This window comes from Herbaspirillum sp. AP02 (genome assembly GCF_015767275.1).
GTDB lineage: Bacteria > Pseudomonadota > Gammaproteobacteria > Burkholderiales > Burkholderiaceae_D > Herbaspirillum.
This window is the reverse complement of the sequence record NZ_JADWMY010000002.1, coordinates 20882-38482: the sequence shown is the minus strand read 5'-3', so window position 1 is coordinate 38482 and position 17601 is coordinate 20882. Positions and strand designations below refer to the sequence as shown.

At 54.7% G+C, this 17601-nt stretch carries 15 protein-coding genes and 1 tRNA gene; 8 read left to right on the top strand and 8 right to left on the bottom strand.

Features of this window, described 5'->3' with window-relative positions; translation table 11 throughout:
* Positions 1-98: 98 nt before the first annotated feature.
* On the top strand, positions 99-725 hold the full coding sequence (locus tag I5R65_RS06110; protein WP_180665419.1) for a trimeric intracellular cation channel family protein: 627 nt from the start codon (positions 99-101) through the stop codon (positions 723-725).
* Between the two features lie 585 nt (positions 726-1310).
* Here I5R65_RS06110 and I5R65_RS06105 read toward each other — a convergent pair.
* Positions 1311-1520: a cold-shock protein gene (locus tag I5R65_RS06105; protein ID WP_180665417.1), complete on the bottom strand. Its 210-nt coding sequence runs from the start codon at positions 1518-1520 to the stop codon at positions 1311-1313.
* A 447-nt stretch (positions 1521-1967) separates the two neighbouring features.
* On the opposite strand from I5R65_RS06105, the gene I5R65_RS06100 reads away from it, so the two are divergent.
* The 4 genes from I5R65_RS06100 (at position 1968) to I5R65_RS06085 (ending at position 7178) form a co-directional block, all read left to right on the top strand.
* Positions 1968-4889: an HD domain-containing phosphohydrolase gene (locus I5R65_RS06100; RefSeq protein WP_180665415.1), complete on the top strand. Its 2922-nt coding sequence runs from the start codon at positions 1968-1970 to the stop codon at positions 4887-4889.
* A gap of 93 nt (positions 4890-4982) precedes the next feature.
* Positions 4983-5639: an alanyl-tRNA editing protein gene (locus tag I5R65_RS06095; protein WP_180665413.1), complete on the top strand. Its 657-nt coding sequence runs from the start codon at positions 4983-4985 to the stop codon at positions 5637-5639.
* 33 nt (positions 5640-5672) lie between these two features.
* A complete protein-coding gene (arfB, locus tag I5R65_RS06090) occupies positions 5673-6062 on the top strand; it encodes an alternative ribosome rescue aminoacyl-tRNA hydrolase ArfB (RefSeq protein WP_196872164.1) in 390 nt (129 codons plus the stop codon).
* Between the two features lie 180 nt (positions 6063-6242).
* Complete coding sequence (locus I5R65_RS06085) at positions 6243-7178, top strand: exopolyphosphatase (RefSeq protein WP_180665411.1); 936 nt, start codon at positions 6243-6245, stop codon at positions 7176-7178.
* Between the two features lie 98 nt (positions 7179-7276).
* Here I5R65_RS06085 and trmB read toward each other — a convergent pair whose 3' ends face one another.
* Positions 7277-7996 carry a tRNA (guanosine(46)-N7)-methyltransferase TrmB gene (gene trmB, locus I5R65_RS06080; RefSeq protein WP_180665409.1) on the bottom strand — a complete coding sequence of 240 codons (720 nt, stop codon included), beginning with the start codon at positions 7994-7996 and terminating at the stop codon, positions 7277-7279.
* Positions 7997-8075: 79 nt separating this feature from the next.
* Positions 8076-8149: transfer RNA gene (locus I5R65_RS06075), tRNA-Gly, on the bottom strand.
* A gap of 319 nt (positions 8150-8468) precedes the next feature.
* Between I5R65_RS06075 and I5R65_RS06070 the strand changes: the two genes are divergently transcribed.
* Positions 8469-9767 carry a DNA cytosine methyltransferase gene (locus I5R65_RS06070; protein ID WP_180665407.1) on the top strand — a complete coding sequence of 433 codons (1299 nt, stop codon included), beginning with the start codon at positions 8469-8471 and terminating at the stop codon, positions 9765-9767.
* Positions 9768-9800: 33 nt separating this feature from the next.
* Here I5R65_RS06070 and I5R65_RS06065 read toward each other — a convergent pair whose 3' ends face one another.
* Both I5R65_RS06065 and I5R65_RS06060 read right to left on the bottom strand, forming a co-directional pair.
* A complete protein-coding gene (locus tag I5R65_RS06065; RefSeq protein ID WP_180665405.1) occupies positions 9801-10640 on the bottom strand; it encodes a hypothetical protein in 840 nt (279 codons plus the stop codon).
* Positions 10641-10786: 146 nt separating this feature from the next.
* Entirely contained in the window at positions 10787-11137 is a 351-nt protein-coding gene (locus I5R65_RS06060; protein WP_180665365.1) for a hypothetical protein, read from the bottom strand.
* A 698-nt stretch (positions 11138-11835) separates the two neighbouring features.
* Here I5R65_RS06060 and I5R65_RS06055 point away from each other — a divergent pair.
* Together I5R65_RS06055 and I5R65_RS06050 are read left to right on the top strand one after the other, a co-directional pair.
* Positions 11836-14100: a phage/plasmid primase, P4 family gene (locus tag I5R65_RS06055; RefSeq protein ID WP_180665403.1), complete on the top strand. Its 2265-nt coding sequence runs from the start codon at positions 11836-11838 to the stop codon at positions 14098-14100.
* A gap of 103 nt (positions 14101-14203) precedes the next feature.
* Positions 14204-15346, top strand: coding sequence for a site-specific integrase (locus I5R65_RS06050; RefSeq protein ID WP_180665401.1), 1143 nt, complete (start codon positions 14204-14206; stop codon positions 15344-15346).
* A 598-nt stretch (positions 15347-15944) separates the two neighbouring features.
* On the opposite strand, the gene I5R65_RS06045 is transcribed toward I5R65_RS06050, so the two are convergent.
* Genes I5R65_RS06045 through fliL form a run of 3 tightly spaced genes read right to left on the bottom strand, consistent with a single transcriptional unit; the run spans position 15945 to position 17395 of the window.
* A complete protein-coding gene (locus tag I5R65_RS06045) occupies positions 15945-16259 on the bottom strand; it encodes a hypothetical protein (protein ID WP_196872157.1) in 315 nt (104 codons plus the stop codon).
* 13 nt (positions 16260-16272) lie between these two features.
* Positions 16273-16623 (bottom strand): hypothetical protein, encoded by a 351-nt coding sequence (locus I5R65_RS06040; protein WP_180665398.1) that lies wholly within the window; start codon positions 16621-16623, stop codon positions 16273-16275.
* A 16-nt stretch (positions 16624-16639) separates the two neighbouring features.
* Positions 16640-17395, bottom strand: coding sequence for a flagellar basal body-associated protein FliL (fliL, locus tag I5R65_RS06035; RefSeq protein WP_180665396.1), 756 nt, complete (start codon positions 17393-17395; stop codon positions 16640-16642).
* Positions 17396-17601: the final 206 nt, after the last annotated feature.

Below are 17601 nucleotides of genomic sequence, written 5' to 3'. Positions count from 1 at the left end.
GCATTGCCGGCAAGGATGGCGAAGCAGGTAATCGCCCTGCGCAGGGAGGCGTGCAATAATCCGGGCAATCCGACTCTTCGGCTCGCCCGGACCCTGCCATGCTGCTGCATACCATCTACCTGATCGCCATCTGCGCCGAAGCCATCTCCGGCGCGCTCATGGGTATCCGCAAGGATATGGACATCTTCGGCATCTGCCTCATTGGCACGGTGGCCGCACTCGGCGGCGGCACCGTGCGCGATATCCTGATCGGTCACTACCCGCTGGGCTGGGTGGCGCATCCGGAATACCTGGCCTTCACCATCTGCGCGGCCATCGTGGCAGCCGTCGCGGCGCGCGCGCTGCATCACTTCAAATCGGCCTTCCTAGTGGTGGATGCGCTGGGGCTGGTGGCCTTCACCATCATCGGCTGCGACATCGCCCGCAGCTTCGACAACTTCCATCCCGCCATCGTCGTCATGCTGGGGATGGTCACGGGCGTATTCGGTGGTCTGCTGCGTGACGTGCTGTGCAACGAAATCCCGCTGGTGCTGCGGCGGGAGATCTATGCCAGCGTATCGCTGCTGACCGGCACCCTGTATGTGCTGATCCTGCATCTGCAGATCGACAGCCGCATCGCCACGCTGAGCTCACTGCTGCTGGGCTTTTCGGTGCGTCTGCTGGCCATCCGATTCCATTGGGAATTGCCACGCATGGACAAGGAGCGGGTACGCGGTTTCGACTGAGATATCGGCCGCCCAAAACGCAAAAAGCCCGCCTGGAATGAGGCGGGCCGTTCATTGATTAACGCTGGATTCACCACGACCGATGCTATCTGCAGGGTGCCGTGGATCTGACCGGCCCGACCTATCTGGTCGGTGCGATCGTACTCCAGGTGTTCGTCTTGTCTGTCCTGGCCCCGCCATATCCCTGGGATTGTGCGGTCCAGTCACTCCATCTACGAGCGATTAATTAACTATTTGCTCCACGGGACTCGCCCGTGGGCGGCGGACGATCTGCTGTGCCTGCCGCATGTCCGCGCTATCTGCACGGCCACATGTGACTGGCCACTGGCTATCGCCGGCCGCGCCCCGCGCATCGTGGGCGCAACGAAGTGCTGCGCCCCTGATGCAAGCAGGGCTGACATCATCTTCTTCCGTATCGGAGATCGACCCTGACTATCTGCCGGGTGTCGATCCGAGGAAGCCCTCGTGCGGGACGAGGATGATGCCACTGCGCTGCCTGCCTGGCCATCGGAACGTATGGAATACCATGGCGTTCAGGCGTGGACAGCGCGGATGTTCGGGTTCGCTTGCGCGACGATCGAGGTCTTAGATGACCTTGATGTTGGTGGCCTTTTCACCCTTGGGGCCGACGCCACGGTCAAACGACACGCGCTGGTTTTCTGCCAGGCTGCGGAAGCCGTTGGACTGGATGTCCTGGAAATGCGCGAAGAGGTCGGCGCCACCGGCATCAGGAGTGATGAAGCCGAAGCCCTTGGCATCGTTGAACCATTTGACTACGCCAGTTTGAGTGCTCATGTTTATTCCTTTGGAAAGTTTGGGACGAATGAAGGCAACATGCCTGCAAGGCACTTGAGACCAAGAACTGAAACCGAAGGAAAGAAAACAGAACGACCGAGGAGGGAACGACAGTCAGGCGGAATTGGAACCAACAAGAATGCAACTTGATGCAAGTACAAATCGTATTGTACCAGAGATAGGTGGCAATAGCAGCAACTTGTTGGCGAAGATGTGGTTTTTACGAGCTAACCCGTCGCTCAACCGCTCGCAGCGCGAGTAAAGCCCACTTACGCCCCGGGAATCGAAACGGCAATCAGGGGGAAGAAAAACCGCTTAACCGCTTTATGCCCCTTTCGCGTAATTCCGGTATATTCGCTCGAATGGCCGTGTCCCGTTTGCGCCTGTGCCTGGCGCTGCAAACGGCATCGCGGGTTTCGCTGCATGTCACCAGTCCCTGCGTGCTCAATGCCCCTTCCCGAACGTCCCTCGCCCGATGCGGCCGACAACGATGCCAACCTGCCCGGCTTGCCCGTGCGCTTCGGTATTTCGGCACTAGTGATGGCGGGCATGATCCTACTGGCGGTGGTGCTGGTATCAGTAGGCTGGTGGGGCGCGCGCCAGGTGCTGCTGGACATGGCCGAACGCTCGGCCGAGGACGCCGGGCGCATCATGACGGAACGCTCGCGTCGCATCATCGACCCTGCCGTGGCCACGCTGCGCCAGCTGGCATTCGATCCCATCACGCAGGCCGGCACCCTGGACGAACGTCTCACGCGCATTGCCGCCTTCTCCATCGACATGGTCGCCAACCCGCTGGTCTCGGCGGTCTATGTGGGCTATCCCAATGGCGACTTCCTGCTGGTGCGGGCGCTACGCGGCGCCGAGCAGCGCGCGTTCTTTGGCGCGCCGACGACAGCGACCTTTCTGGTGCAGACCATCACCCGCAACGCCGCCGACGAGCAAAAGGGGCAATACCGTTTCTATAACGCCGAACTGACACTGTTGGCCCAGCAAGACCAGCCCGACTACCGTTTCGACCCCCGTACCCGTCCCTGGTATGCGAGCGCCGATCGTTCGCTGGCACCGGCGATTTCGGCACCCTATGTGTTCTTCACCACGCGCCAGATCGGCATCAGCCTGTCGCAGCGCGCCCGCAACAGTGACGCGGTGGTGGCCATCGACATGACGCTCGATGACCTCGCCGCCAGCCTGGGTAACCTGCGCCTGACGCCGCACAGCGAGCTAGCGCTGGTGGATGAGAACGACAAGGTGATCGCCTACAGCGATATGGACCGGGTCCTGGAACAGGATGGCGACAACTTCCGCTTCCGCAGCCTGGCCGAGCTGGATGTGGTCAGCCTGTCGCTGCTGGCGGCCAAGTCCAGGGCGGGTGAGCAGCGCGCGCTCTACGACGTCAACGGCCGGGAGTGGCTGGGCCTGTCACTACCGTTCAATGTGATCGACGGCCACACCCTCAATCTCCTGATCTCCGCGCCCGGCGACGAATTGCTGGGACAACTGGATCGCAACCGCAAGACCCTGGTGCTGGTCGCCCTGCTGCTGGTGATCGCCTTCCTGCCCCTGGGCTGGTGGGCCGGCCGCGCCATCGGACGCAGCATGGAACGACTGGCACAGCAGGCCGGACGGATGTCGCGTTTCGACTTCCGCACTCAGGGCCGCAAGCACAGCGCATTGCGCGAAATCAATATGCTCACCGAGATGGTGGACCACGTCAGCCTGACAGTGGAAGCCTTTCTCGACATCAGCGCCATTCTCAGCACCGAGGTCCACGTCGAGGAGATGTTGCAGCAGGTGCTGGAGAAATTCGTGCAGGCTACCCGCTGCGATGGCGGTGCGGTCTACCTATGGCAGCGTGAGAGTCACCATATGCAGCGTGCCGCAGCCTATGGCCAGCAGTGCGGGCTGACCGATACGATGGCCTACGATGAACACGCTCCTGCCGCCGGCATCGCCAGCGAAACCGACGACAACCGGCTGCGCGTGGAACTGGACCTGCGCGGCCGCAATGGCTCGCTGGAAGGGTTGCTGGTGCTGATGCATGCGCACGACAGCGCACACGAGGACCCGCGCTTCCTGGCCTTTGCGCGCCGGCTGTCGGGCATGCTGGCCGTGGCCATCGAGACGCGCCAGCTGATCGCCAGCCAGAAGGCCTTGCTGGAATCCCTGATCCGCCTGATGGCCGACGCCATCGATGCCAAGAGCCCCTATACCGGCGGCCATTGCGAACGGGTGCCCTACCTGGCCATCAGGTTGGCGGAAAGCCTGGAGAAGGAGCAGGAGGGTCGCTACGCCGACTTCAGCATGAACGAGGACCAGCGTTACGCCTTCCAGCTGGCCGCGCTGCTGCACGATTGCGGCAAGGTCACCAGTCCCGAGCACATCGTGGACAAGGCCACCAAGCTGGAGGTGATCCACAACCGTATCCACGAGGTAAGGATGCGCTTCGAGGTCCTGTGGCGCGATGCCGAACTGGAGCTCCTGCACGACTACCTGCCGGCACTGGCGCCGGCGCAGGCCGAGGCACTGCGGCTGCGGCTTGAGGAAAGGCGCACGCGGCTGCGCGAAGATTTTACCTTCGTCGCGCAATGCAATGTGGGGAGCGAAGCGATGTCCGAGCAAGCCATCGCCCAGTTGCACCAGATTGCTGCGCAGACCTGGCAACGTCACTTCGACGACAGCCTCGGACTGGCCGATGAGGAAGCCCGCCGCCTGGCAGCAGCGCGTGGCGGTCAGCCGTCCCAGGCATTGCCGCAGACCGAGCAGCTGCTGGCCGATCGGCCGGAGCACATGGTGGCGTGGGATGAGGAACATCGTCCGGCGGTCGAACGCGGTGACCCGCGCAACACACTGGGCTTCAACATGAAGCTGCCGCGCTATCGGCAGAACATGGGCGAACTGCACAACCTGACGGTACGGCGCGGCACGCTGACCGAGGAAGACCGCTTCGCCATCAACAACCACATCGTGCAAACCCTGGTGATGCTCAAGAGCCTGCCCTGGCCCGATTCGCTCAAGAGCGTGCCTGACACGGCCGCCAACCATCACGAGAAAATGGATGGCACCGGCTATCCACGCGGCCTGCTGGCGGGCGAGCTGCCCTTGCAGGATCGCGTGATGGCGCTGGCCGATGTATTCGAAGCACTGACGGCGGCCGACCGCCCCTACAAGCCGGCCAAGACCTTGTCGGAATCCCTGCGCATCATGGCCTTCATGTGCCGCGACCGCCATCTGGATGCGGAATTGTTCCGCTATTTCCTGCGTAGCCGGCTGTGGCAGAACTATGCCGATGACATGCTGCGACCGGCGCAACGAGATGAGGTCGATATCGCAGGCATCGAAGCACTGCTGACGCCCATGCCGGCCTGAACCGCAGGCAGGCCTGGGTCAACCAGCACTTCCGGCGTAGAATCGGCGGCTGCCGACGTTGGCACACCCTCTTATCCCTTGCGAACGAATTCCATGACGCACAAGATCTTCTGGTCGGCACCCTACCAGACCGAGCTTGATACCGTGATCACCCACCTCGATGGCGATCAGGTGCAGGTGGCCGACACCATCTTCTTCGCCTTCTCCGGAGGGCAGGAGAGCGACGCCGGCATGCTCGGCGGCCAACCGGTCCTTACGGCGGAAAAGCGCGACATGTCCATCGTCTACACGCTGCCGACCGGGCATGGATTGCAGGTCGGCGATGCAGTGAAGATGAACATCGACTGGGAGCGCCGGTACCGCCTGATGCGCCTGCATTTCGCCGCCGAGATGGTGCTGCAGCTGGTGTACCAGTTGCGCCCCGGGATCGAACGCATCGGCGCCCATATCGCAGCGGACAAGGCGCGCGTGGATTTCGCCAGCGAAACCAGTCTGGCGCCGCTGTTCGGGGAAATCGAGGTCGCCACGCAACGGCTGGTCGCAGCGGGATTGCCGATCGTCACCGCCTTCAGCGATGAACAGGCAGGGCGTCGCTATTGGGAAGTCGAAGGATTCGCGCGGATGGCCTGCGGCGGTACGCACCCGCGCACCACTGCCGAAGTGGGCGCGGTTCGGCTCAAGCGCAAGAACATCGGCAAGGGCAAGGAACGCATCGAGATCATGCTCGATGCCGGCCTGCCGTCTGCCTGAATTTCAACAGAGGACTTAACCATTTCCGTCCCGCTGATCCCCGAGGAAGAAGTCGAACTGACGGCCATCCGCGCACAAGGCGCAGGCGGACAGAACGTCAACAAGGTATCGAGCGCGATCCACCTGCGCTTCGATATCCACGCTTCGTCCTTGCCAGATGAGATCAAGCAACGTCTGCTGACATGGTCGGACCAGCGCATCAGCAAGGATGGCGTCATCATCATCAAGGCGCAGACACATCGCAGCCAGGAAAAGAACAAGGCGGAAGCCTTGCAGCGCCTCCAGGAAATGCTGGCGCTGGCCGCGGCAGTACCGGTGCCGCGCCGCCCGACCCGCCCCACCCGCAGTTCCCAGCGGAAACGTCTGCAGAGCAAGACACAGCGTGGCGAGATCAAATCGATGCGCGGCAAAGTGCGCGACTGATACCGGCCCGGGCCGTCGCCAAGGGTCAGCGAAGGTCGCAAGAATTCCCGCCTGGGTCCAGGGTAACGAGGTAACATGGACTTTTGCATCGCAAGGGATGATCCATGGGCGAGCCATCAAGCCATGGTCAAGGCGATGAACGACACCGCGTCAATTTCATCAATGGAGGGGGATGTAATCATGTCGGAAGCAAAGAAATATCGTCTCGTCACGCGCAGCGACTTCGATGGTCTGGTCTGTGCAGTCTTGTTGAAGCATCTGGACATGATCGACGAGATCCTGTTCGTCCACCCCAAGGACATGCAGGATGGCAAGATCGCCATCAGCGACAACGACATCACCACCAACCTGCCCTTCGTTGCGGGCGTGCATCTCGCCTTCGACCACCACCTGTCCGAGACCATCCGCAACACCGGCGAACGCAAGAACCACGTGATCCATCCCGAGGCGCCGTCGGCGGCGCGCGTGGTGTATGACTACTACGGCGGCGACAAGACTTTCCCGGCGTCATGGGCCGACATGATGGCCGCCGTCGACAAGGGTGACTCTGCCCGCTTCAACGAAGAGGAAGTACTCAACCCGCAAGGCTGGGACCTGCTGAACTTCCTGATGGATGCGCGCACCGGCCTGGGTCGTTTCCGCGACTTCCGCATCTCCAACTACAACCTGATGATGGACCTGATCGAACTGTGCAAGACGCACACCATCGATCAGATCATGGACTCGCCGGACGTCAAGGAACGTCGCGAGCTGTATTTCGAACATGCCGAGAAATGCAAGGAGCAGATCCGCCGCTGCGCCACCGTGCACAAGAACCTGGTGGTGCTGGACCTGCGCAAGGAAGAGACCATCTTTGCCGGCAACCGCTTCATCATCTATGCCCTGTTCCCGCAGACCAACATTTCCATCCACGTGCTGTGGGGCCTGAAGAACCAGAACACCGTCTTCGCCACCGGAAAGTCGATTCTCAACCGTAGCGCCAAGACCAATATCGGTACGCTGATGCTGGAATACGGCGGCGGTGGGCACGAGAACGCCGGTACCTGTCAGGTGGACAACGAGCGAGCAGAAGAGGTGCTGGAAGCCTTGATCACGCGGATCAATAAGGACGGCTAAACAGCAGGCGGCTGGCGCTCCAAGGAAAAAAGGCATGTCGAATCTCGACATGCCTTTTCATTTTGTGTTCCGAACCTGCGGTGCCGGGCTCAAGCCGCTTACGCCACCTTTTCAAACACCAGGTCCCAGACCCCATGCCCCAGACGCAGGCCGCGGTTCTCGAACTTGGTGGTGGGACGATAATCCGGACGCGGTGCATAGCCCGAGGGATCGGTGGAGGTGTTCTTCAGCGTCGGCTCCGCGCCCAGCACTTCCAGCATCTGGATTGCATAGTCTTCCCAGTCGGTGGCGCAGTGGATGTAACCGCCCACGGCCAGACGCGAGCTCAGCAGCTGCACCAGCGGCGCCTGGATCAGGCGGCGTTTGTTGTGGCGCGCCTTGTGCCAGGGATCGGGGAAGAACACGTGCACGCCCGCCAGGGTGCCTGGCACGATCATGTTGTTGAGTACTTCCACGGCATCGTGCTGGATGATGCGCACGTTATCCAGGTTGCCTTCACCGGCCAGCTTCAGGTAGCTGCCCACACCGGGCGTATGCACTTCCACGCCGATGAAATTCTTTTCCGGCATCAATGCGGCGATCTTGGCGCTGGTCTCGCCCATACCGAAGCCGATCTCCAGCACGGTCGGTGCCGAGCGACCGAAAGCGGGCTGCAGATCCAGGGCTTGCTTGGCATAGGGCAGCATGAACCTGGGCCCCAGTTCTTCCAGCGCACGACCCTGTGCATTGGAGACGCGCCCGGTGCGCGTGACGAAGCTGCGGATGCGGCGCTCGCTCGGATCATAGAAAAGCGGCTTGCCGGATTTGTTCTCAGACATGGATGACTCGTGAATCGGTGAAGCGCGGCCCTGAACCCCTCTTGTGCCGGAGGCTTCCGGCGGCAGGCCGCATGCGGTATGGAGCGGGTGAAGGGGATCGAACCCTCGTCTTAAGCTTGGGAAGCTTCTGCTCTACCATTGAGCTACACCCGCGAAGCCCCGCATTTTACGCGGGATTGCTACGTGTCTGCAAACAAGAGGCTTCGATTGTACGGGGGATTCTCGTATGGCCTACTACGTTCAGCTTCGGGCGTTTTGCTTAGGCCATTTCGATGGTGCCGGAAAATCCGCTGTTGTTGAGATGGTGCTTTTAAAACTCCAATGTTGTGGACGCACCGGACACTTCGTTGAGAAAAAACCACTGTTTTTAAAAACAGTATAATTCCGTAGTAAAAAATCGATCGATTTTCTGTTCGTAACGGGCTAGAATCTGCGGCAGATTTATGCGAATTTTACTTGTATGGAGTGTTTAATGGAGCGTCCAATTGGGGTCGACTTGTTCGCAGGCGCAGGTGGCCTGTCATTGGGATTTGAGCAAGCCGGCTTTGACATTGCAGCGGCAATTGAGATCGACCCGATTCACTGCGCTACGCATGAATACAATTTTCCCAAGACAAAGGTCATCTGCGCAAGTGTTGTTGATCTTTCTGGAGATCAAATACGAGAGCGCAGTGGTATCGCCGAAAAGGACATTGACGTAGTTTTTGGTGGTGCGCCATGCCAAGGGTTCTCGATGATTGGAAAGCGTGCGCTTGACGATCAGCGTAATCAATTGGTATTCCACTTCGTACGGCTTGTGAAGGAGCTCAGGCCGAAATACTGTGTTTTTGAAAACGTTAAAGGGCTGACGCTCGGTAAGCATTCACAATTTCTGACTGAGCTAGTCGATGCGCTTGGCGATGCTGGCTACGATATTCAGTTGCCGTATAAAGTGTTGAACGCAGCTAATTTCGGCGTGCCTCAGTCTAGAGAACGCCTCTTTTTGTTGGGTGCAAGAAGAGATCAAAAACTGCCTCAATACCCCAATAACGTAGACGAAAAGGTCAGTGTTAGGGATGCTATTGCAGATTTGCCAGATGCGAATCAATTTAAAGATCTGCAAGAAAATGACAGTACAGAACTGCAGTGGGCAACGGAATCTGACTATGCTCTGCGTTTGCGCGGTATGCTGGACGATGCTGACGACTTTAGCCACAAGCGGATATTTAACTCAAATCTCTTGAGCTGCAGCTTGATCACAGAGCACACAGAGATTTCTAGGCAACGATTCTTGGCTACTAAACCGGGGCAAACTGAAAAAATCAGCAGATTTCTTCGCCTAGATCCCGAAGGTGTATGCAACACCCTTCGCGCCGGCACTGATAGTGCTCGAGGAGCACATACCTCTCCTCGCCCAATTCATCCTGTCTTCCCGAGAGTCATTACCGTCCGAGAGGCCGCGAGGCTCCACTCATATCCTGATTGGTTTAGGTTGCACGCAACGAAATGGCATGGATTTCGGCAAATCGGAAATAGCGTTCCTCCACTTTTAGGCAGAGCTGTTGCAGCTGAAGTAATCAAAGCTCTGGGCGTTTCTCCGACCAAACCAGCTGACCCACTTGAAATGGGGAACGTGGCACTGCTGAAAATGAATATGGGTGAAGCGGCCGAACATTTCTCGGTTTCACGGAAGGTAATTGCACAGCGGGAACGGAAAGTGGCAACGTTGAAGCCAGCGGTAATGGACGTCCCAAGTGATGTTGAGCAGGAAGCCGAATATGCTCTAGAGTGATTTCCCTGGAATGGGCAACCATTCCAGGTGAACTTAAATACCGGGGACGGAAGGGTGAAGGGCTATCATGGAATCGCGATGAAATATAGGTGCTTTGAAGCTATCGATCTCACTTCTCTGGACTGCTTTGAACTCCACGAGATAAATCCCTTTGCCTTTGATTGCTGCCACAGCTGTGGGTATCACGGTATCGTTGTTTGTTGATTCGAAGACCGCAACAACTTGTCGAGCGATTTGCTCTGTCAAGATCCGTTGATTTCCTTGTTTTGCCTCAACCGTAATAAGAACGTTATCCGATGCACACTTTGCGATATACAAAGCATCAATTTGCACCTTGCGCAGCTTGATATCCATTTGCAGATGATTAAGCTCTAGAGCATTTATCTGTGGATTTTCACCTACAGCAAAATGGGTCTCAACTACCCTAAGGTTAACGGCGACTTGTAGTAGCCACGATTCGTCGTTACGTCCTAGTTGCTTTGAGGCTTGAGGTAAACTTAAGCTCTGAACAGCTAACTCGGGCGTTAATTCTGTAGGACGAAAATCGATATCGAAGCTTTCGGACGCACCTTCAACTAACGGGACAAACTCAAAGATCTTACCGTCTCCCGTTCTCTGCTCACCCACGAATCCGCGAGCGCGAACATCTTCCGGCCAAATTTTTGATGCGCTTTTGCCGCGAACAATGTCCTTCATAAAATTAAAGGGATTTCCGTCTAATTTTATGGTCGTTCCGTAGTTCTCGTTGCAGAACCGTTTCGCATCTTCTAAATCCTGCGCTGTCACAATTGTGCGACGTAAAGAATGCGTATTTGCATCATAAAACTGCTCGAAAAGATGCTTAATAACGATAGTCTTCTGACTCTTAGCCATATGAATGTTTTACTCTTAGCCGTGATGGCATGAGTTTAACAAAGCTGGTCAGATTCTGTGTTGCGACAGTGGCGAGAACTTGATGCGATAACAAACAGAAAACCCAGCATTGTGCCGGGTCGCTTCTGCCCCTTCGTGGAAATAGCTTATTTCATTTTGGCTTTGATAAGCTGGTAGTAAGTCGATGCAGCAGCCTTCGATAGCTTTGCTTCCTTGACGAATTCATCGATAATTTCCTTGCGTTTGACGTTTTTATTCTTCTGCATCCGCACGTAGATCGCCGTAGCGATTTTCATTTTTACGGGGGCTTGTGCCTTCGCTTCCTTACCATTGGACGCAGCCTTAGCCTCTTGGCTTGAATGTTCTGTGGACTTGCTTACCGCATTGGACGAAGGCATGCCATCGGTGATCTTTACCGTCTGCAATGGTGTGGTCGTGTTTTCAGCAGGCTTGACTGATTGGACAGGGGCGTTGGACTTGGTCTGGCTGTTTTGCATGATGTGGGCTCCTTGATTGATGGGAGCAGCCACCGTCCTACCGTTTTTGGAGCTGGACAACATGCCCGACGCTTCACCAAATTATTTCTTGTGCAGTGCCGCATGTTTTTGCGGCTGACCACTCAACTTTTCCACAGAAGTCACTTACTCATATGGCCGCTAACCCGCTTTCTACGTGGGTAGTCGGCATATCGGTTAGAAGCTTAATTAGCTTCTGGCATACATTGCAGCGCTGGCCACCGCTGGTCATGTTGCCGCCAGAGAGAAGATTATTTAAACGATTTGACGATTTCTCTTTAAATAAAAAAGTTGGAAAAAACGAAGAGGAGTCGTAGCAGCAGTTTGCAAAAAATACGAACAATCGTTTAATAGTCAAAACGAAAAATCATCGTGTGGCGAAGGGACTTGCAAAAAAAATTTAAGTGTGGCTTAATTCGGTCTCAACAGTGCAGCACAACTAGTGGAAGCAGGCGACGATTTGTTTTCGTATGAATTATTCATATGAAAATGAGAATTCAAGCCGTGGTAGCCGTCCTCGCAAGATGGTCTGATTAAAGTCAGGTCTGAAGTTTAGATTACTCGGTGGGTATAACCTCTAGTTGGATGCGAAGCGCCCTTTGGCGCTTTGTCCGTCCAACTATGAGTGTGCCCAATTCATCTGCTCGCACTGTGGGCACACTCGGTTTCCCGAGTGAACTATGCCCGAAAACACAAGCACTTCCCCACATTCCCAAGCTACTCCATTCCTCTCCGCGTCTACTCTCGTAGAGCGCGGCTTTAAGGTATTCCCGCTCGTGCATGGTGGGAAAAATCCAGCCGTCGAACACGGCTTCAAGCAAGCGACAAGCGATAGAGATCAAGTGTCTTATTGGGCGCGCACCATGCCTTGGGCAAACATCGGTATCGCAACCGGGCGGCAAGAAAGCCGCAATTTCTTCGTCGTGGATATTGATGTTAAAGGCGACGCGAAAGGCATGGAATCGCTCGCTTGCCTGCGCCAAGATATCGAATTTCCTGAAACACTGATGGCGAAGACTCCCTCCGGTGGTCTGCATCTGTATTTCCGTCTCCCCCTCGATACCAAGTTGAGAAATCGTACGAATATCATGCCTGGCATTGATATCCGCGCGGATGGTGGCTATGTCGTTGCAGCACCTTCCGTCATTGCTGGAACCAGTTACGAATGGGTTGACGATACTGTGCTGATTGCTGAAGCACCTGAAGCCCTGATTGCTTGGGCAAAATCCCGTCAAAAGAAGGATAAGGACACGGAGGCGTCAGCTGACGCCGTCCCGCAAGGCGGTCGCAACGACCAGCTCATGCGATTGGCGATGAAACAGTTGAAGAAAGGGGCTTCCCGCGAAGAAGTTACGGAGTTGGTCATGGATGCCAACATCGATTTCTGTGACCCACCGCTGGAAAATACCGAGGTGCTGCACATTATCGATAACGTCTTCCGCAACTATGAAGACCAGAGGAGCACGCACTTCACCGACATGGGCAATGCCAAACGTATGGCCATGAAGTATGGTGCCGATATCCGTTACGTCGTCGAGACTAAGCAGTGGTTGATCTGGACAGGAAACTACTGGATGGAGATCAACAATCTCGACATTGTAGCAATGGCAAAGACTATTCCCATGGAGCTACATGTCGAAGCTGATCAAGTCGCTGACGACAACCTGCGCAAAGAAATGAAGCGCCATGCTAGCGCAAGTGAAGGTGCGTTGAAGCTGCAGCACATGATTGAGCTCTTCAAGTCTGAACCAAATATCGCGGTATCCATCGACGACCTGGATCGAAATCGTTTCTTGTTTGGCGTCCAAAATGGCGTGATCAACTTGAAGACTGGGGAATTCAAGGAGGCGAAGCGCGAAATGCTCATCACCCAGGTGTCGCCAGTAACCTACGATCCAGATGCAACGTGCCCGTTGTTCGAGAGCTTCATGATGCAAATCATGAAGAAGGATAAGGAACTGGTTGAGTACCTGCAAAAGGCCGTTGGTTACTCGTTGAGTGGTTCGGTTTCGGAGCAATGCCTGTTCTTCCTCTACGGCTATGGTGCAAACGGGAAAAGTACCTTTCTGAATATCGTCCGCGCTGTGGTAGGGGACTATGGTGCCCAAGCGGCCGGTGAGACGTTGCTGGAGCAAAATCGTTCTAGCAATGGGCCTTCCGAAGATCTCGCCCGTTTGCGTGGAAAGCGCTTTGTAGCCTTGAGTGAAGTCGATGATGGTAAGGCTTTCGCAGAAGGCCTGTTCAAGTCATTGACTGGCGGGGAGCCGATCACTGCACGGCGGCTCTATCAGGGGATGTTCGAGTATCTGCCTGCATTCAAGTTGTTCTTGGCGGCAAACCATAAGCCGATCGCAAAAAGTGGAGGCCACGGATTCTATCGTCGGTTGCGACTCATCCCCTTTGAGATGACTATCAAAAAAGAAGATCAGGATCCCCAGCTGGAACACAAGTTGCGGGAAGAGGCTCCCGGCATCTTGAATTGGGCGATTAAGGGTTGCCTGGAGTGGCAAAAGCACGGCCTGACATCGCCGAAGGCAGTCGTTAGAGCAATTGAAGAGTATGAATCCGAGATGAACATCCTCAAGGCTTGGATGGCCGAGTATGTCGTAGTTGATAGCAAGTATCGGGCTAGCTCCGCTGAGTTGTATGCGTCATTCAGCGAATGGGCGAAGAGTTACCATTCTTGGAGCTGGAGTCAGAATCGCTTTGGCAGGAAACTCGCGGAGCATGGCTTCAAATCTAAGAAGACCCCGAAAATCGTATATCTCGGACTGACCTTGCGCGATAACGTGAGCAAGGTGGACCTCGTTAAGTACGACCAATCAGCGCGTTCGAGCGGGCTGTTTACTGATGAAGAGGATGAGCGGCGAGCGAAATTTCGTCGACTAGCCGCTATGATTATGGGGATCTCTGCAATCACCGATGAAGAAAGTGACGAGACCTAGAAGGAGTAGTTTTTCTCTGTTCTCTTCTGTTCAGCCCATCCGTTCTCTTCAACGTGAAGAGAACGGATGGTGCAAGCACTGACTTCTAATAACGGTGATTCACATGTCTCTCCATAAGCCAAAAAACAGCTCTCGCTGGCACTACCAATTTCAAGTAAACGGAAAACGCTATACCGGCACAACCGGTACGGCTAATAAGACCAAAGCACTGCAAGTCGAGCGTGAAGTGCGCAATAAAGTTCATGGACAAGTCTTCCTCGGAGAGGCTGAGACCATTACGCTGGAAGATGCGCTCCAAAAATACGTGGATGCTCGACGTTCTGCCTCTTATTACAAGGGGATGCAAGGCGTAGCCCGAAAGATTTGTGGCTACAAACTGCATCCGAAGACCCAGCAAAAGATCGCTTGCTATGGCTTGCCGGGCACAAATGACTTGCATGAAATTCAGACGAGAGACATTGAGCGTCTGGTGCATGCACGTAAATCGGAGCGTCTGTCAGCGGCCACCATCAAGCATGAAATCGCGTTGATTCGCTCAACTATTAACGAGATGGCGCGGCTCGGTTATCGCGTTAATAAGGATATCAACTATCCCATGCTTAAAACGAATTCTAGGCTGCGATATCTCGATTCTGATGAAGAGTCGGCATTGCTATGCGCGCTCGACGTCAATACGCTGAGAAGCGGTATTAAACGTTCTGAAGCGTGGTCAGGTGAAATGCAGCGTAATTTGCAGGACAACTACGATCTGGTTATCTTCTTGCTAGATACCGGTTGTCGCTATTCGGAAGCGGCCAATATCCCGTGGTCTGCTATTAACATGGAAGAAGGTACGATTGGCCTGTACCGGTCTAAGGTTGGCAATGAAGACGTGCTCTACATGTCCAATCGGTTGCGATCTGTCATGGAGCGAAGGTTAAAAGTCCGCCTAGACGGAAGCCGGTTTGTCTTCGAAAATCGTAATGGAAAGGCTCGGGGCTATGCTGTCCAAGCGATCAGAAAGGCCATTGACCGAGCGGGCTTGAACCGCCCGGATATCATTCTGGAAAAAGGCGGCAAAGTAACTATTCACACCCTCCGCCACAGCTTCGCATCGAAGATGGTGAAGAATGGAGTCAGTCTGTTTCAGGTTTCCGTGCTGCTGGGACATAGCGATTCGAAAATGACGCAACGGTATGCTCACCTTGCTCCCAACGATGCAAGTCGGCTTGCAGTGAAAGTCTTGGACGGACTGCAGGGTGCGTAGGGTAAAGGCGATGCGGCGGAGACTCGCCGCGTCGCCTAACGGGGATAGCTTATCAGCAGATAAATAGGGCTTTAGGATCCAACAAATGCCCTTACTCCTCCCGTATATCGATGAAATCCCTTCTGAAACTAGGTCCGGCGCGGTTACGATTCAATTCAGTTGGCGCGGTAGCAGCTCCTTGACATCGCCGAAACAAGATGGGGTCCGGCAATACATCTTGTCCTGGCTTGCTGATCAGAAGATCGTATTTCAGCCGTGCGGTCCCCTTTCTAGCTCAGGAAGAATCGAAGGGGAATCAGGAGAAGTGTATGTCGATCTTGCCTGGAATGAGAGTGATCCGAAGTTCAGAAAATTGCAGAATCTTCTGTACAAGGAGGATGGAAAAGCTAGGGTCGATGGGGTTCAGCTGAATTTTTATCCCTATCCGTGAGCTATGCGATTAGCCGCATCTGGTTAAGGAAATGTAGTCTAATAACCCGCCTACCCGCGACGCAAAATGCGGCTTTTCTGCCGTCTGTAGACTGACATCTCGTCTACAAGTTTGTGCAGGTAAAGTATCTTGGTTGCAGGTGTGTATTTCCGAAAAACAGTAAGTGGTTTACCGAACAGTCTTAATGGGCGTAACGAGATTCATCTTGATGCCCACCTTAACCCATGTTCCTGCCTTTACCTGCTCTTTCGATACCACGTCGAAAATTATCGGCAGGTCATTCTCTTTGGTTCGTTGAACTAACCTAAGGCCCAATTTGTAGCCAATCAGAACGTCGGGGCAGGTAATGCAATCAAGCGACGATTTTCCCTGAACGGGTACGGACTCAAACACTTCTGCATACGTGTAGAACTGATTATCGTCCGCGGCGAATATCTTGGTAGAGACCAAAATCAGTGCGATCAACATGAGCGTTTTTTTCATTCATCTTCCGTTGCTATGGTTGCGAAGAGGCCGACTGTTTTGCTTCAATCGATGGGCAGTCTCTGCCGCAGTGTTTGCATATTTGGGCTTCCGCCCTGATTGTCTCCGCGCAGTAAGTACATTTTTTTTGTGGCATATCGGCATCGTTCGGATTTTTGGAGAAGGCAACGATAAAGATAATCGTGACCAATCCAACAGCGGCTGTCCAAGCGGTGAAGGCAAGGTCTGAAAAATTTCCGGCCAGGTATGCGACGACATTGATTACAGTGGCTCCGATAACCCAGGGCCAGCCAGCTACTCCCCGTACTTTCCTAGCAAATGTATCAATACCGAAGATGAAAATCAGCCACAATAATAAGTACATTCTGTCCCCGTATATTTCATTCTGTTTGGATTACGAACGTCGTGAAGTAAATGTTCTGTGCGTTGATTCTCTCTCCACCGAGGCTGGACATCGGTTGATTAAAGAGTGAGACCAATTCTTGTACCAAGGCTTCTTTGCCGGGCACTGTGGTGATGTCAGAAGACGTTTTTGTAGACAGAAGCTTAATGGCCCTGTCCTTCAATTCTGCCATGGCACGTTTTGTTTTTTCCGCAGACTCTTTATCGCTCACTTGAACGGAAAAGATCGTTTGGAAATAGTGGGCTTTTTCTGGATCAGCCAAGACAACAGTAAGAGGCTCAATCTGAACCACGGATGGAGCGGTAGGGATGGAAGAATTATTGTCGTCTACTGATAATGGCTTCTGATTGTTCTGCTGCAATGCCGGATTGGTGTTGTTGATATAAGCGACCAATTCAGGTGGTGCGGCCGTTGCCTTTTCATCGAAGCAAGCGCGAGGAATTCGCTCTGTCATTCTATAAAGTATTTGTTCTCGGTAGGCCTCGGGGCCGCGACGAGGATCGGCGTATCCGATGATCAGCTTACCCAGAGGAATACATCGCGGGTCATCTCTTAAATGAGCAGCAATCACCACCGCGTTTGAAAAAATGGAATCTCTTATGCGTGGGTCATCAGGCAAATTTGGCGAGGCGCTCGATGAGGCCGAGGAAAAGTAGAAGAACGCGTATCCAAGGATGGCAGCACCTATTGTTGCTGCAGCGATCAACTTAATTTTGTAGGTAGATTGAGGCATGGTTTTATTTTTCGGTTTGTGATTGGTCCGATCCTGACCTACGACGAAAGACCCAGCTGTTCAGAATTCTGTGAGCTTTTCTCTATTAATTAACAGTCCGCATCCCAATATCAGCGTGATGGTCGCCCCAAGCCAGAAGGGGGCGTCGAAATAATCCAGCAAGAGGCAGAGAGGGACTAGCAATACCAATAGGTAAAGTCCGGGCG

What these genes read in the sequence shown, in the direction of transcription:
- I5R65_RS06110 (WP_180665419.1), top strand. Translation starts at nt 99, where the DNA reads ATGCTGCTGCATACCATCTACCTGATCGCCATCTGCGCCGAAGCCATC.
- I5R65_RS06105 (WP_180665417.1), bottom strand. Translation starts at nt 1,520, where the DNA reads ATGAGCACTCAAACTGGCGTAGTCAAATGGTTCAACGATGCCAAGGGC.
- I5R65_RS06100 (WP_180665415.1), top strand. Translation starts at nt 1,968, where the DNA reads ATGCCCCTTCCCGAACGTCCCTCGCCCGATGCGGCCGACAACGATGCC.
- I5R65_RS06095 (WP_180665413.1), top strand. Translation starts at nt 4,983, where the DNA reads ATGACGCACAAGATCTTCTGGTCGGCACCCTACCAGACCGAGCTTGAT.
- I5R65_RS06085 (WP_180665411.1), top strand. Translation starts at nt 6,243, where the DNA reads ATGTCGGAAGCAAAGAAATATCGTCTCGTCACGCGCAGCGACTTCGAT.
- trmB (WP_180665409.1), bottom strand. Translation starts at nt 7,996, where the DNA reads ATGTCTGAGAACAAATCCGGCAAGCCGCTTTTCTATGATCCGAGCGAG.
- I5R65_RS06070 (WP_180665407.1), top strand. Translation starts at nt 8,469, where the DNA reads ATGGAGCGTCCAATTGGGGTCGACTTGTTCGCAGGCGCAGGTGGCCTG.
- I5R65_RS06065 (WP_180665405.1), bottom strand. Translation starts at nt 10,640, where the DNA reads ATGGCTAAGAGTCAGAAGACTATCGTTATTAAGCATCTTTTCGAGCAG.
- I5R65_RS06060 (WP_180665365.1), bottom strand. Translation starts at nt 11,137, where the DNA reads ATGCAAAACAGCCAGACCAAGTCCAACGCCCCTGTCCAATCAGTCAAG.
- I5R65_RS06055 (WP_180665403.1), top strand. Translation starts at nt 11,836, where the DNA reads ATGCCCGAAAACACAAGCACTTCCCCACATTCCCAAGCTACTCCATTC.
- I5R65_RS06050 (WP_180665401.1), top strand. Translation starts at nt 14,204, where the DNA reads ATGTCTCTCCATAAGCCAAAAAACAGCTCTCGCTGGCACTACCAATTT.
- I5R65_RS06045 (WP_196872157.1), bottom strand. Translation starts at nt 16,259, where the DNA reads ATGAAAAAAACGCTCATGTTGATCGCACTGATTTTGGTCTCTACCAAG.
- I5R65_RS06040 (WP_180665398.1), bottom strand. Translation starts at nt 16,623, where the DNA reads ATGTACTTATTATTGTGGCTGATTTTCATCTTCGGTATTGATACATTT.
- fliL (WP_180665396.1), bottom strand. Translation starts at nt 17,395, where the DNA reads ATGCCTCAATCTACCTACAAAATTAAGTTGATCGCTGCAGCAACAATA.